The sequence below is a fragment of the Mycobacterium barrassiae genome (genome assembly GCF_025822765.1).
Classification (GTDB): domain Bacteria; phylum Actinomycetota; class Actinomycetes; order Mycobacteriales; family Mycobacteriaceae; genus Mycobacterium; species Mycobacterium barrassiae.
This window is the reverse complement of the sequence record NZ_JACKUK010000016.1, coordinates 655931-668819: the sequence shown is the minus strand read 5'-3', so window position 1 is coordinate 668819 and position 12889 is coordinate 655931. Positions and strand designations below refer to the sequence as shown.

The window sequence follows — 12889 nt, the reverse complement described above, 5'->3', positions numbered from 1 at the left end:
GGTTAGACATCCCAAGTGCGCAAGTTGTCAAGCGGCCTTTGCGGTGGGGATGTTTTGGCGGTGCGACCATGCTGTCTGCTCGTCGTATGCGGTGCGGTGGCGCAGGCAGCCGTGGAGGATGCCCACGAGACGGTTTCCCAGCGCGCGTAGGGCTTGGTGGTGAAGGTCGCCGGCAGCGCGGCGCTGGTCGTAGTAGGCGCGTGCTCCGGGGCTGCGGGTAAGGGCGCTGAAGGCCCAGGCGTCGATAGCGTCGTAGAGGCGTCGGTTGCGGATGTGGCGGGCCAGCACGGCGCGTTTGCGGCCCGACGCGATCGTCAAAGGTGAGGTTCCGGCGTAGTTTTTGCGACACTTGGCGTTGGTGTATCGGTTCGGGTCGTCCCCGAACTCACCGAGCACCCGGGCGCCGAGGATGACACCAAGTCCTGGCAGGGAGCGGTAGATGTCGGCGTCCGGGTGTGTCTCAAAATGTGTCGCCAGTTCGGCTTCCAGATCGACGATCTGGTGGTTGAGTTCGACGATGATGGCGACCGTGGCCCGGGTGCTGGCTCCGAAGGCGGCCGTGACAGCGGCCGATGCGGTGAGCTGCTCGCTGCGCAGCAGTTCCTGGATCTGCAGTGCCCGGCTATCCAGATTGCGTTGGCGCCCACCGGCTTTGAGCGCCGCCTGGATCTTCGACAGGCTCAGACGCTTCGCGTCGGCGGGGGTCGGGGCGCGGCCCAGGACGGCCAGCGCGTCGCGGTCGGCCAGATCGTCGAAGGCCTCTACAGCGGCGGGGTAGTACTCACGCAGTGCCGAGCGCAGACCGTTGGTGTGGCGGGTGCGGGCCCAGATCAGATTCTGGTGGGCCCGGGCCAGCACCTTGATCGCCTCAGCATCTGAGCTGTCGCCAGCGACCGGGCGGTGGTTGTGCCGGTCGGTGCGCACCAGATCAGCCAACAATTTGGCATCCGAGGCATCGGACTTGGCTCCCGAGACGTGGTGACGGTCGCGGTAGCGGGCCACGGCCAGCGGGTTGACCGCGAACACCTGATATCCGGCCGCAGTCAACGCATCGACCCACAGGCCCCGGTCGGTCTCGATGCCGATCACGACCTGGGCAGGGTCTTCGGCATGCTCGGCGATCAGCTCGTGCAACCGTCCGATCCCGGTCAGGCCCTCGGGTAGTCGCCGTGCGGCCAGCCGCTCACCGGCCTCGTTCATCAAATACACGTCGTGGTGGTCTTCTGCCCAGTCGTCTCCGACTAACAGCATCGATTGGCCTCCCTTGGTCCAGCGTGGGTGGAACCTGTTCGAACCGAAGGCACCCGGCGGCGACCTAATGGATCAGTGCTCAGAACCGGCACGACATCCCATGAGCGCTACAGATGACCTCACCAACCGGCCGGGGCACGATCTAACCGTAGGAGTCGACCAGCACTCCAGGCTGTAACAGTGCTCACCAGCCGGCGGTCCGGTGATCAGCCTCCCGCTGAAGAACCAAGATCCCCGTCAAGGACACGCTGATCGACTCCCATTAGGTAACCGTAGGAGTCGACCAGCACTCCAGGCTGTAACAGTGCTCACCAGCCGGCGGTCCGGTGATCAGCCTCCCGCTGAAGAACCAAGATCCCCGTCAAGGACACGCTGATCGACTCCCATTAGGCAGTGCAACGTCGCGCTGACGGCCATCCGGTTGACGCTTCCCATGTCATGGTGTGATTCATGGTGGCTGTGCGCGGCCTCGTTCGGCGAGGGCATATTCATGATGGTCCTTCGTGGTCAGGGTGCGCGATACAGATGTTTGACCGCACTCTTTCCGTATCGGCTCGCGCGCATGTGACAAAACATGGCACGACCCGCACTAAAGACACGGCCCTAATTTCTATATACCCCCCTGGGGTATAGCCGAGACGGTACTCTCGCGATCCGGCGCTCGCAAGAGTGTTGGTCACGGTCGCGGTGATCTCGTTGATCGAAAGGGCGAACGGGTTCGCTTGCGAGTGCGGTCAAAGTGCCGACTTTGGTGAACGCCTGGTTGGTGTATCGCGGTGCGCTCACGTCGGAGTCGGCGGCATATGCGGACTATGAGTCCTCGGGGGTTGCTTTACCGAACCTTGATGAAAGGGCTAAGCAAGCCACATCGAGGACCGTGACACTGGAACTAACTGTTAGCGAGGGGGCGCAGAACCTGCATAGCCCGGCAATCGTTATGCACATGGAGGAGACACATGCCGGACATACGCCGGGTCGTGCGCGGGCCGTCGCCGCGTTGGCTTTGTACCACAACGCTGGTGGTGTTTACATTGCTCGCGCTAGTAGCTTGCACCGCTGCGCCTTCGGCGCCCTCGCCACAGGTGATCGCCGAAAAGGGCACTCCCTACGGTGATCTGCTCGTGCCTGAACTGCAAGCCTCGGTAACCGACGGCGCGATCGGGGTCTCGGTCGACACACCGGTAACAGTCAGTGCTGGCGATGGAGTACTTGGGACGGTAAGGCTTGTTAACGAAGCCGGGCTGTCCGTCGCCGGTCAAGTCGGAGCCGATGGGACGACATGGTCTTCGGCTGAACCGCTCGGCTACAACAAGCAGTACACCCTTAAGGCCGAGGCTTTGGGACTGGGCGGGATCGTGCGTAACACGATGACCTTCGAAACCCATTCGCCTGAAAACCTGACGATGCCCTATGTGCTGCCAAACGATGGCGAGGTCGTCGGAGTAGGGCAACCAGTAGTCATCAGATTCGACGAGCCCATTCCCGACCGAGTCGCCGCTCAGCGAGCGATCTCAGTAACAGCCACCCCTCCGGTCGAGGGCGCCTTCTATTGGCTCAGCGATCGCGAGGTCCGCTGGCGTCCAGCGCAGTACTGGAAACCCGGAACGGCGGTGGAGGTGCGGGTCAACGCCTACGGGGTCAACTTTGGTAACGGGTTGTTCGGGCAGGACGACGCCGCCACGCGTTTCACGATCGGTGACGAGGTTATCGCCGTCGCAGACGACGCCACTAAGACTCTTACGGTTCGCCGCAACGGGCAGATCGAGAAGACTATGCCTATGTCAATGGGCAAGGACAGAACCCCGACTAATAACGGAAAGTACATCATCGGCGACCGCTACTCGTTCCTGGTCATGGACTCGTCCACATACGGTGTTCCTGTCAACTCACCCGACGGCTACCGTACGGAGGTCGAATGGGCGACCCAGATGTCGTATAGCGGGATCTACGTTCATTCAGCACCGTGGTCCGTGGGCAGTCAAGGCGTTTCGAACGTCAGTCATGGATGCCTCAACGTCAATCCCGCCAATGCCCGCTGGTTCTACGACAACACCAAGCGGGGAGACATCGTAGAAGTAATCAACACGGTGGGCTCAACACTTTCCGGTATAGACGGCCTGGGGGACTGGAACATCCCTTGGGAGCAATGGAGCGCTGGCAACGCAGCCGTATAACTTCACGCAGTACCGTTCCTAAGTTCGCGAGTCGGATTCTCGATCGCGCGCGACCAACGCTGCGCGGGCGTGATGACGTGGGCGCAGTTGCCGTCGCTCGACCGTTTCCATCCACGATGCCCCGTGTTCCTTGCGCCGACGATCAAACCGCTCCCAAGCCGGAACGTCAGCGCCCCAGAAGCCGAAACTCCTGGGGCACTAAACTGCCGGGCTCAGCAGGTCGCGTCGACGTAGACGGTCGTGTACTTGACTCTTTCGACTGTTTGGTCCCGCCTGTTGCGCTTGAGTTCGGTTACGTCCTGGCCCTGGCGAACACCTCTGACGGTGCATTGATCTAACGGGGCGTGGCCGACCTTGTTCACGATCACTTTGAAACCTTGTGCTTCGAGCGAGGCCACCGTGTCCGCTGCCGACCGCGGGCCGCTGGGTGCAGCCGAGGCTGCTGCAGTGCCCACGATGTTCGCTGCACTCAAGGCGACAGCAACAGCTGTGAGGAATGTCTTCATCAGTTCTCCGATCTGTAAGCGTCCGAAGCTATTTACGTTGCAGCTACGTACGTAGTTACTTAGTAGATAAGTCAATGTTAGTCCGTGTCGCTGCCTTAAGGGGGTACATTGTCATCCCGTTCAGGCGTCGGGTGGGTAACGCTATTCGCTTGTCGCACAGGCATTTACGCAATTTTCTGAAGTCTCGATAAGTGCGGTGCAGGTGCACGTTCGGCAAGGCGAACTGGCGCACCTCTAGACGGTCCTCGGCTGGTTCAGCTACTGCCGTTTTGCAGTCACGTGGCGAGGCGTAGTTGTTCGTGCTCAAGCGGCGTGCGTTGCGCTTGGCAACTCGGGGACCAAACGTCCGCTGCGGTCGAGCCGGTAGAGCGCCGCGGCAGCCAGCAACCCGACCGCTGTCAACGCAATCCAGACGAGTTCTTCAAGGCCAGCAGTGCGGGCCGCTTGCATCAGGCCACCGGTGGCTAGGTTCCCCGCAAGAATGCCGATGCCGACGATCGTGTTGTAGAAGCCGTAGTGCGTACCGACCAATCGGTTTTCGGCCAGCGAGACGACGGTGTCCATCTCAAATGGAAACACTGCCGCTGAACCGACGGCAAGGACTGCTGCTGCGACGACGAGTGCGAGGATGGCGGCGAGCTCCCCGAACCGTGCTCCGCTGGGGAACGCAATCATGGGCGTGAAAGCGGCTGCCAGTATGAGCATGCCGATAACCAGCGAGTGCCCCGATCCCCAGCGCCTGGTGAACCATCGGGTGATACGTAGCTGTCCCGCGACGGCCACAAGGCCTGACACCACGAAGACCATTGCAACAACAAGTGATTCATGAGCCGGCACGAGGGTTTTCGCGTGCAAGGGCAGGGCAAGGTAGACCTGGAAGGAGAGAACGTAGGAGCCGATCATCGCTATGGAGAACAGGAGGAAGGACCGGTTTGTGAGAACGGTCCGCCAATCCTGCAGAACGGTGGTCTTTTCGGTTGGGGGTTTCCCCCGATGCTGCGGCAAGGCGAAAAGCTGGGCCACGGTAAGGAGTGCGAAGACGGCCGCCGCCGATGCCGCGACGATGCGGAAGTCGAGGGCCAATAGTGCAAGCCCAACCAGCGGCCCGGCCAGTATCCCCGCTTGATAGAAGATGTTGAAGGTCGCGAATGCTTCGACGCGTCGTTGTCCTGAATCGGCAGCGAGATAGGCGCGTACCGCCGGATTGAAAAGAGCCCCCGCGAACCCTGTTGCTGCGGAGGCGATCAGCACTGCGGGCAACGAGTCGGCAACAATTAGCAATGCGAACCCGCCGGTACGCAGTATGCATCCGGCAACGATCAACGGCTTGTAACCGAGACGGTCCGCGAGCGTGCCGCCAACGATGAACATGCCCTGCTGCGAGAAGTTCCGCACTCCGAGTACTAGTCCGACCGACCATGCGGCAAGACCGAGCGGGCCGGCGAGGTATCCCGCGAGATAGGGCATGAGCATGTAGAAACCGAGATTGATGCCGAACTGATTGATCATCAGCATCCGGCTGGGCCAGCCAAAGCTACGAAACTGCGCCGTGAAGCTCATGGTGAGACCGCTGTCGGATCTGTTATCGCTGACGTCCGTGTCCAGGAGGTGACGACATGATTGCGTGGGTCGGTGATGAGTTCTGGATTGCGCGGCGGACTGCCCGGAAGCAGTCCATTGACGTTGCAGTAGTCGTCGTTGAAGACGGTGTCGAAATAGCGCTGCGGCCCATCTGGGAAGACTGCCGCGATGGTTGCGTTCGATGGATTCGTCCTCGCGGCCCAACCGGCCACCAGGGCAACGGCGCCAACACTCCAGCCGCCTGTGGCGTAGTGGGTAGCCGCCAGCGTGCGGCATGCCCACACAGCCTCTCTGGGAGCGACCCAGTGAACTTCGTTGAAGGCGGCGTAGTCCACGTTGCGAGGGTAGATACTCGACCCCAGCCCTCGCATCAATCGCGGTCGCGCGGGCTGGCCAAAGATGGTTGAGCCGATGGTATCGACCCCGATGAGCTGCAGGTCGGGGTTGGTTTCGCGGAGCACGCGCGCAATCCCGGCCGAATGGCCGCCGGTGCCTACCGAGCAGACGAGTATGTCGATCGCGCCCAGCTGCGCCGATAGCTCTTCTGCAAGTCCCCGATAGGCATCGACGTTGTCGGGATTGTTGTATTGATCTGGGTACCAAGCTTCGGGCTCGGATTCGAGGATTTCCATCACTCGATCACGTCGTGCCTGCTGCCATCCGCCTTCAGGGTGCGGTTCAGTGACGACATCGACATCAGCACCGTAGGCGGTCAGCATCCGGGAGATGATCGGTTCGAGTCCGGGATCTGTGACGAGAGTGACCGGATGGCCGTACACGGTGCCGGCCAAGGCCAGTCCCAGTCCCAGCGTGCCGCTTGTCGACTCGACGATTCTGCTGCCGGGCCGTAGGTCACCGCGGGCGCGGCCTCTTTCGACCATGTGTATCGCGGGACGGTCTTTCATGCCGCCGGGGTTGAATCCTTCGAGCTTGGCCCAGAACCCGCGGCTGCCGTCGGTGAACGGCGCTGAGATACGCAGGACTGGCGTATTTCCGATCATCGTGCCCGGCTGGTCGAAGCGACGTAGGCGGTGATGTTGGATTGCGTAGTGGTGGGGTGAGTGAACGGACAGAGCATGACTCATGTACGTGGGTCACTTTCGGTGAGGCCACGACTTCCTTGCCGCGGCGGCTGACACGAGTAGCGGTCACCGACTCACGCCGAAGGGCGGTGAGTCTGGCGCTACCGAATCAGCGGCGCGCGATGCAGAGCCGGAGCAGCAGTTGCTGTCCGGCGACAGAGCCACCACGTCTTGGGGGACCTCGGATGACAGCATGCGAGCCTGTCACCCACGATGAGAATGCGGCACCTATAACGGCGACGAGGCCGATGGCGGCCAGCAGCGTCACCGTGCGCGGCAAGGCCGCTTCGGCGAACGTGTCAGGTGTGACGGTGACGGATCCGTCCTGCACGTGTGGGTGCTCCACGACGACTGGAAAGTCGCTAGAAATACTGGATGTCAGCGCATGGGGGCCATGATGTGCGGGATGCTCTTGCTCGGCGAGTTTCCACCCGGTGGCTGAGATCAGTACAACGAACGCGACCAAGACGGCGACGACGGTGTTCCGTCGCGCATCGATGGGAGCGTCGTTGTACCTCACAATGTAGCCGACTGTAGCAGCGAATCGAGCCCGAATTGAGGACCCGCCGATTCGACGCCATCTCGTGATCGCGCCGCAATGAGCGTGTGTTGGTGATTCGCCCCGCTTGACGGCGAGCTCGATAAGTCGGCCGAGTGTTATTGCCCAGTAACGCTTTTGACGAAATCTTTATTTTTCGCGCGTGGTATCCATGCTGGTTATCTACGGTTTTTCTACGTAGGTTTACGGTCGCTTTCCTTTTTCGACATTCACTGAATGTGTTCCTGGCTCCGCCTTCTGGTCGTATCGGTGCGACAGTGTGCTATCCGTCGCCACAGCCAAACGTGTGATGGGAATCACAGCGGAAGCTCGGGCGTCTGTTAAGAGGGCGGTCGCGTCGAACGGCCCGTGTGCCTAACGGACGTAAGCCGCTACGCGCGCAACGCAGCAGTTGGCCTGGCGAACGCTAGGCGGCCACTCAGTGGTGACACAGCAGCTCGATGAGGGCAGGCGCGCTGAGCATCGTCGTCATAGAGAGCGCGAGCAGCAGTCTCTGGCCCCACTTGGCACGCTCGCGCGCAGGCTGAGCGAGCCGCATCGCCCGCGCTGCCACAGCGGTGCTCGCCGCCGCTAGTCCGTCGGCCGGGAGCGGGTGGCGCGGTACAGCCATGGCAAGCAAGCCGCCCAGGATGGGGTCGACGCCGTGTCGTCGAGCAGCGGCATCGTCGGCACACATCTCCAGTAGTTCAGCAACAGCGGAAACACTGTGCTGTGACAAGGGCAGTCGGGGAAGGGCCGCCGCCATTGCTCGCAGCACCATAAGAAGCTGGTGGTGCCGACCCGCGATATGTGCCTGCTCATGGGCCAACACAGCCGCCAACTCGGGCCGAGGCAAAGACGACCACGCAGCGCTGGTTACCACGATCGCAGGAGGGCGCCCGGACACGCAGTAGGCCGCGGACCTCTGGGCATCGACAACCACAACGCCGGGGCGTGTGGTCCGCCGACCTACCAGCAGCACTGCGTTCGCGTGCTCGCGGCTTCGCGACCTCAGCCGCGTGACCGACCGACTGGTTCTCACAAAGAAAAGGACCGACAAGGTGATGCCAGCGATCGTCAACGCGATTGAGCCACTCAGGCCGAGGAGCCCGCCGTGCTCGGAGAGACCGAACAGCTCCAGACACAGCGTCACCGCCGATGTGCCCTTCAGACCGTCGATTGCGGCAACACCGATGAGCACTACGGCAGTAACCCAGGCAATGACCGTCATTGCGATCGCGGTCAACCAGGCCGCCACACCCATCTGAGGGCTAATACCGGACTTGGTGAGCCGTGCAAGTATTGATGGCGAAAGCCAGGCCAGCGCGGCGCCGTACACCAGGAGCCATAAGCCCGTAGTCATCGCCGTCGGTTACCGTTACGACGCAAGGCCGAGCGCAACTGCGCTGATTCTTCAGCGCTCATCTGGTCGACGAAGAAGGCCAACACCGCGTTCGTGTCACCACCGGTCTCGAACGCGGCCCGCATCAATCGCGCGGACCGCTCTTCACGGCTCATCACAGCGCGGTACAAGTACGCCTTACCGCTGCGTTCACGATTCAGCCACTCCTTGCGATGCAGGTTGTCCATCGTCGACATCACAGTGGTGTAGGCGATCTGGCGGTCCGCAGAGAGTTCATCGAAAATCTGACGCACTGTCACGGGGTCCTCGTAGTCCCAAATGAGGTCCATGATGACGGCTTCTAGGTCACCGAAACCTCGCTGCTGCATGGCGCGCTCCGCATCGACGCGGTCGCATCCACCGCGTCAGTCGATTGATCTTTCGACACAATGTATCTGCCGATCCGCTGCGGCGTTCGTGACGCGCAAGTACGTCGAAACAGTTTTGATTGTGTGAAGATCTGCTCAAGACGTCAGCTAGATCGATTCACGACACCCCACTCATGACATGAGCAGGCAACATAGGGTCATGGTTGGCCCGCGATTGTCTCGACAACCCTCGTTCCGCGCCCTGGTGGTCGACGATGAAGCGCCGCTAGCTGAGGTGGTCGCCAGCTACCTGGAACGTGAGCATTTCGAAGCCATTGTCGCAGGCAACGGTGCAGACGCGATTACCATTGCTCGCGAACTCGACCCAGATGTCGTCATCCTCGATCTTGGGCTTCCCGGCATCGACGGCTTGGAAGTATGCCGGCAACTGCGAACGTTCTCCGATGCATACGTGGTCATGTTGACCGCTCGCGATACGGAGTTGGATACCGTACTCGGCCTCACCGTCGGCGCTGACGACTACGTCACCAAGCCATTCAGTCCGCGAGAATTGGTCGCCCGAATCAGAGCCATGCTTAGAAGGCCACGCACGATGCCAGTCGCGGATGCGTCGGCGCCGCCGATTCCTGCCGCGCCGCCACGACACTTCGGTCCACTCACAATCAACGTGGCAGCCCGTGAAGTGACGATCGACGATGACGCGATACTTCTCACCCGAACGGAGTTCGACCTTCTCGAGGCGTTGTCTGCTAGGCCCGGCGTCGTGCTCAGCCGCCGCCAACTTCTCGAAGCCATTCGTGACGACGCCTGGGTTGGTAATGACCACCTGATCGATGTGCATGTTGGTCATCTCCGCCGCAAGCTGGGCGATGACGCGGCAGCACCGCGCTACATCGTCACGGTTCGGGGCGTCGGTTATCGGATGGGGACAGGACAATGACTCCTGGCGCCCCGGGAGACGCCGCATTGCGGCCGTTACGGCGTCGGCATGGCTTTGGCATCCGACTCCTTTTAGCGCAAGCGATGGTCTTGTTTGCAGGGGTTTTCACAACGGCGGTGATCGCCGCGATCGTCGGTCCGCCGCTGTTTCGCGAGCATCTTCACCGCGCCGGTGTGCCCGCCAACTCGATGGAAGAGATTCACGCTGAAGAGGCTTACACCTACGCCACGGTCTTATCGGTCGGTGGGGCTCTGGCGGTGTCGGCACTAACCGCTCTCGCTGTCAGTTGGTATATCAGTCGCCGGCTGCAACACTCCGTTAACGAAGTCGCTTCTGCAGCAGCGTCGATAGCACAGGGGCGCTACAACATTCGGGTCTCGCCCCCAGAATTGGGCGACGACTTCGACGCGCTCGCCAGTGCCTTCAACCAGATGGCGTCGCGACTCCAAGCGGTCGACGCCACTCGCCGCCGGTTGTTCAGCGATCTGGCACATGAAATCCGCACTCCGGTATCTGTTCTTGAGGCATACATGGAAGCACTCGAAGACGGTGTTCGAACTCTTGATCCAGCGACCACCGCGATGTTGCGCGATCAGACCCGCCGACTTGTACGGTTTTCCGCAGACTTGGCAGCTCTGGCGCAGGCCGAGGACAGCTCACATTCGATGGAACCAACCCTGGTGAATGTCGAAGGCGTGGTCAAGAAGGTGGTGACTGCATCCGCAGAACGCTATGCCGCCAAGGATGTTCGCTTGCAGATGGGTAGTGAAGGACAGGCCTTGGTCATGGGCGATTCGCAACGCCTTGAACAAGTCATCGGTAACCTACTGGATAACGCGTTGCGCCACACGCCCTCCGGCGGCAGCGTCGATGTGACCACCGCGGTAGACGCCGACTCCGTCGAAGTGTCAGTCGTTGATACGGGTGAGGGAATCACCGCCGAACACATTCCCCACGTTTTCGAACGTTTCTACCGAGCCGACGCCGCACGTGACCGCGACCATGGCGGTGCCGGTATCGGATTGGCCATCGCGAAAGCGTTGGTAGAAGCCCACGGCGGCAGCATCAGCGCCCGCAGCGACGGCCCAGACCAGGGATGCGCGTTCGCTGTGCGGCTGCCGAAGGCATCCCTAGGGAAGAATCCAGCGGCCGCAATGACCACCGCAAGCATCTGAGGTTCAACCTATTCCGCCCAGCAGCGGACTTAAAGAGACTGCAACAACTGCTGCATCGAAGCAATCTCCTCCTGCTGCGAAGAGGCGATGTTGCGTGCCATCTCGATAGCAGCGGCATTCTCGCCGTTGTCAATCTCGTTCTGTGACATCGAGATAGCACCCTCATGATGCTTAATCATCTGGGTAAGGAAGAGTCGGCTGGCCTCGGTACCTTGTGCGTTCTGAAGCGCCGTCATATCGGCGGGTGACATCATCCCCTGACCGCTCATCCCCGGCATATTGCCGTGATCTGGCATACCGCTCATACCGGGCATGCCCCCATGGTCCATCTCGCTGCTCATCGGTGGCATCGGTGCAACACCCCAGTCGCTCAGCCAACCTCTCATCGTCTCGATCTCGGGCGCCTGGGCCGCCTTGATCTTCTCGGCCAATGAAACGACCTGAGGATTTATGCCCCCCTTGGCCAGCAGCATGTCACTCATCTCCACCGCCTGTTGGTGATGGGGAATCATGCCCTGGGCGAACATCACATCAGTGTCGTTGTGCCCCTGAGCATCTGCTGGGGCCACATTCGTCGACGACGGAGCTGACGTTATGGCTGGGCTGGACGATGACTGTGTATTCGAGTCTGAATTGCTGCACGCACCAACGGTGGTAATTGCTGCAGCTGCGACGATCGCAACGGCAATTTGCTTGGTTTGCACCATCGACCTCTTTCATTTGTCCACTCGCGCGTCAGCGCATGACAGTCCGTGATGTCTACGGTCCGCCGTCGGCGTATTCGTTGTCTCGATGTTTGATCAAGACTTTGTAAAGGTGCGTCTGATAGTCAAATACGGCTCGGTCGGAGCGTCGCAGGTCAGCGGTGTTTAGTTCGGAGATGCGCGACCCGCCGACCCTTGCTGCACGCATCTACGGACTTACCCCGTAGACTGTGCCTTCGCTGAGAAAGGTGCGGATGCCGACAGGTTATCGGTAGCTGATCGCATGTGGAGAGGTGCCGTGAACCGTAGCGAGCGATCATCCGTCTCCCCGGGGCGAAATTGAGACTCCCGACATGCCTTTCGATGCCACGTCGAAGGACTGCAAACAACAGATGGAGGTCGTCGGTGTTGAGGATTCTCGGACGCATCGTCGGGATTTTCGTGCTAAGTGGAGTGGCCGCTCTGCTTGCAAGCCCGTCAGCGACCGCTCATGTGGACGCCATCCTCGACGGGGGCGGGCCAGGGGAGACTGGCCTGATCACGTTGCGGGTTCCCGGTGAACGAAATAAGCCCGCCACCACCAAGGTAGAAGTGCGGATTCCCGACGACGTTCAGATCCGCACCGTGCTGGCTCAGCCAGTTCCGGGATGGCGACTCGATATCAAGAAGAAGAAACCCAATCCGCCGATGTACAGAGACGACGGCACACCCGTCGACGAGGTGGTCAGCTCCGTGACGTGGACGGCAACGGGTCCGGGAATCCAGCGAGGGGAATTCGACGATTTCGTCCTGGAAGCGGGACCGCTACCAGATGTCGAGTCCTTAGCCCTGCCCACATATCAGACCTTCGTCGATGGGACCACCGACGCCTGGACCGAACCGGCACCCGAGGGGAGCGACCCAGAGTTCCCGGTGCCCTCGGTAAATCTCGGGGCGAGTTCGGACGCAGGATCAAGTGCCGGGGGTGGCATGACTTCGGTGATCGCTTGGACCGCTTTGGGTTTTGCCGTAATCGCCGTCGCACTAGGCATTTTCTCGATAGATCGGGCACGCCGATCCGCGCATCCTGCCTCGCCAAGCGCTGAGCCTTCGCCCGAGCGTTCCGCGGTTACGGAGTAGCAGCCGCCCGGTCCCTCCGTGGACTCGCGGTGCCCAACTTAACGAATCGTGTACTCAAACCATCACTGGACGGACCAATTCATGCGTA

The 12889-nt window shown here is 61.1% G+C and carries 12 protein-coding genes; 4 read left to right on the top strand and 8 right to left on the bottom strand.

All coding sequences use genetic code 11. From position 1 onward, the window contains the following. Positions 1–27: 27 nt before the first annotated feature. Positions 28–1251, bottom strand: a complete 1224-nt coding sequence (locus H7J93_RS09110) for an IS110 family RNA-guided transposase (protein WP_267305930.1) — start codon at positions 1249–1251, stop codon at positions 28–30. Between the two features lie 956 nt (positions 1252–2207). On the opposite strand from H7J93_RS09110, the gene H7J93_RS09105 reads away from it, so the two are divergent. Continuing rightward, complete coding sequence (locus H7J93_RS09105) at positions 2208–3425, top strand: L,D-transpeptidase (protein WP_276021471.1); 1218 nt, start codon at positions 2208–2210, stop codon at positions 3423–3425. A 212-nt stretch (positions 3426–3637) separates the two neighbouring features. Here H7J93_RS09105 and H7J93_RS09100 read toward each other — a convergent pair whose 3' ends face one another. The 6 genes from H7J93_RS09100 to H7J93_RS09075 form a co-directional block, all read right to left on the bottom strand. Further along, the gene (locus H7J93_RS09100) at positions 3638–3931 is read right to left on the bottom strand and encodes a hypothetical protein (RefSeq protein ID WP_267305929.1); all 294 of its coding nucleotides are present in this window, start codon (positions 3929–3931) and stop codon (positions 3638–3640) included. A gap of 303 nt (positions 3932–4234) precedes the next feature. After that, positions 4235–5491 carry an MFS transporter gene (locus H7J93_RS09095; protein ID WP_267305928.1) on the bottom strand — a complete coding sequence of 419 codons (1257 nt, stop codon included), beginning with the start codon at positions 5489–5491 and terminating at the stop codon, positions 4235–4237. Continuing rightward, positions 5488–6597 (bottom strand): PLP-dependent cysteine synthase family protein, encoded by a 1110-nt coding sequence (locus H7J93_RS09090; RefSeq protein ID WP_267305927.1) that lies wholly within the window; start codon positions 6595–6597, stop codon positions 5488–5490. The genes H7J93_RS09095 and H7J93_RS09090 overlap by 4 nt, the downstream gene beginning before the upstream one ends. Positions 6598–6703: 106 nt before the next feature. After that, positions 6704–7114 carry a putative copper homeostasis (lipo)protein LpqS gene (gene lpqS / locus H7J93_RS09085; RefSeq protein ID WP_267305926.1) on the bottom strand — a complete coding sequence of 137 codons (411 nt, stop codon included), beginning with the start codon at positions 7112–7114 and terminating at the stop codon, positions 6704–6706. A 457-nt stretch (positions 7115–7571) separates the two neighbouring features. Further along, entirely contained in the window at positions 7572–8495 is a 924-nt protein-coding gene (locus H7J93_RS09080) for a M56 family metallopeptidase (protein WP_267305925.1), read from the bottom strand. After that, positions 8492–8863: a BlaI/MecI/CopY family transcriptional regulator gene (locus H7J93_RS09075; RefSeq protein ID WP_068147241.1), complete on the bottom strand. Its 372-nt coding sequence runs from the start codon at positions 8861–8863 to the stop codon at positions 8492–8494. The genes H7J93_RS09080 and H7J93_RS09075 overlap by 4 nt, the downstream gene beginning before the upstream one ends. A 199-nt stretch (positions 8864–9062) precedes the next feature. Here H7J93_RS09075 and H7J93_RS09070 point away from each other — a divergent pair, with 199 nt between their 5' ends. Together H7J93_RS09070 and H7J93_RS09065 are read left to right on the top strand one after the other, a co-directional pair. Then, positions 9063–9803 carry a response regulator gene (locus tag H7J93_RS09070; RefSeq protein ID WP_267305924.1) on the top strand — a complete coding sequence of 247 codons (741 nt, stop codon included), beginning with the start codon at positions 9063–9065 and terminating at the stop codon, positions 9801–9803. Continuing rightward, positions 9800–10978: a sensor histidine kinase gene (locus H7J93_RS09065; RefSeq protein WP_267305923.1), complete on the top strand. Its 1179-nt coding sequence runs from the start codon at positions 9800–9802 to the stop codon at positions 10976–10978. The genes H7J93_RS09070 and H7J93_RS09065 overlap by 4 nt, the downstream gene beginning before the upstream one ends. 29 nt (positions 10979–11007) lie before the next feature. Here the strand turns inward: H7J93_RS09065 and H7J93_RS09060 are convergent, their stop codons facing one another. Further along, positions 11008–11682: a DUF305 domain-containing protein gene (locus H7J93_RS09060; RefSeq protein WP_372507829.1), complete on the bottom strand. Its 675-nt coding sequence runs from the start codon at positions 11680–11682 to the stop codon at positions 11008–11010. 405 nt (positions 11683–12087) lie between these two features. Here H7J93_RS09060 and H7J93_RS09055 point away from each other — a divergent pair, with 405 nt between their 5' ends. After that, positions 12088–12801, top strand: a complete 714-nt coding sequence (locus H7J93_RS09055; protein ID WP_267305921.1) for a YcnI family copper-binding membrane protein — start codon at positions 12088–12090, stop codon at positions 12799–12801. Positions 12802–12889 lie beyond the last annotated feature (88 nt).

Bases quoted from the DNA above. Each gene is read 5' to 3' on its own strand.
- H7J93_RS09110 (WP_267305930.1), bottom strand. From the start codon at position 1,251: ATGCTGTTAGTCGGAGACGACTGGGCAGAAGACCACCACGACGTGTAT.
- H7J93_RS09105 (WP_276021471.1), top strand. From the start codon at position 2,208: ATGCCGGACATACGCCGGGTCGTGCGCGGGCCGTCGCCGCGTTGGCTT.
- H7J93_RS09100 (WP_267305929.1), bottom strand. From the start codon at position 3,931: ATGAAGACATTCCTCACAGCTGTTGCTGTCGCCTTGAGTGCAGCGAAC.
- H7J93_RS09095 (WP_267305928.1), bottom strand. From the start codon at position 5,491: ATGAGCTTCACGGCGCAGTTTCGTAGCTTTGGCTGGCCCAGCCGGATG.
- H7J93_RS09090 (WP_267305927.1), bottom strand. From the start codon at position 6,597: ATGAGTCATGCTCTGTCCGTTCACTCACCCCACCACTACGCAATCCAA.
- H7J93_RS09080 (WP_267305925.1), bottom strand. From the start codon at position 8,495: ATGACTACGGGCTTATGGCTCCTGGTGTACGGCGCCGCGCTGGCCTGG.
- H7J93_RS09075 (WP_068147241.1), bottom strand. From the start codon at position 8,863: ATGCAGCAGCGAGGTTTCGGTGACCTAGAAGCCGTCATCATGGACCTC.
- H7J93_RS09070 (WP_267305924.1), top strand. From the start codon at position 9,063: ATGGTTGGCCCGCGATTGTCTCGACAACCCTCGTTCCGCGCCCTGGTG.
- H7J93_RS09065 (WP_267305923.1), top strand. From the start codon at position 9,800: ATGACTCCTGGCGCCCCGGGAGACGCCGCATTGCGGCCGTTACGGCGT.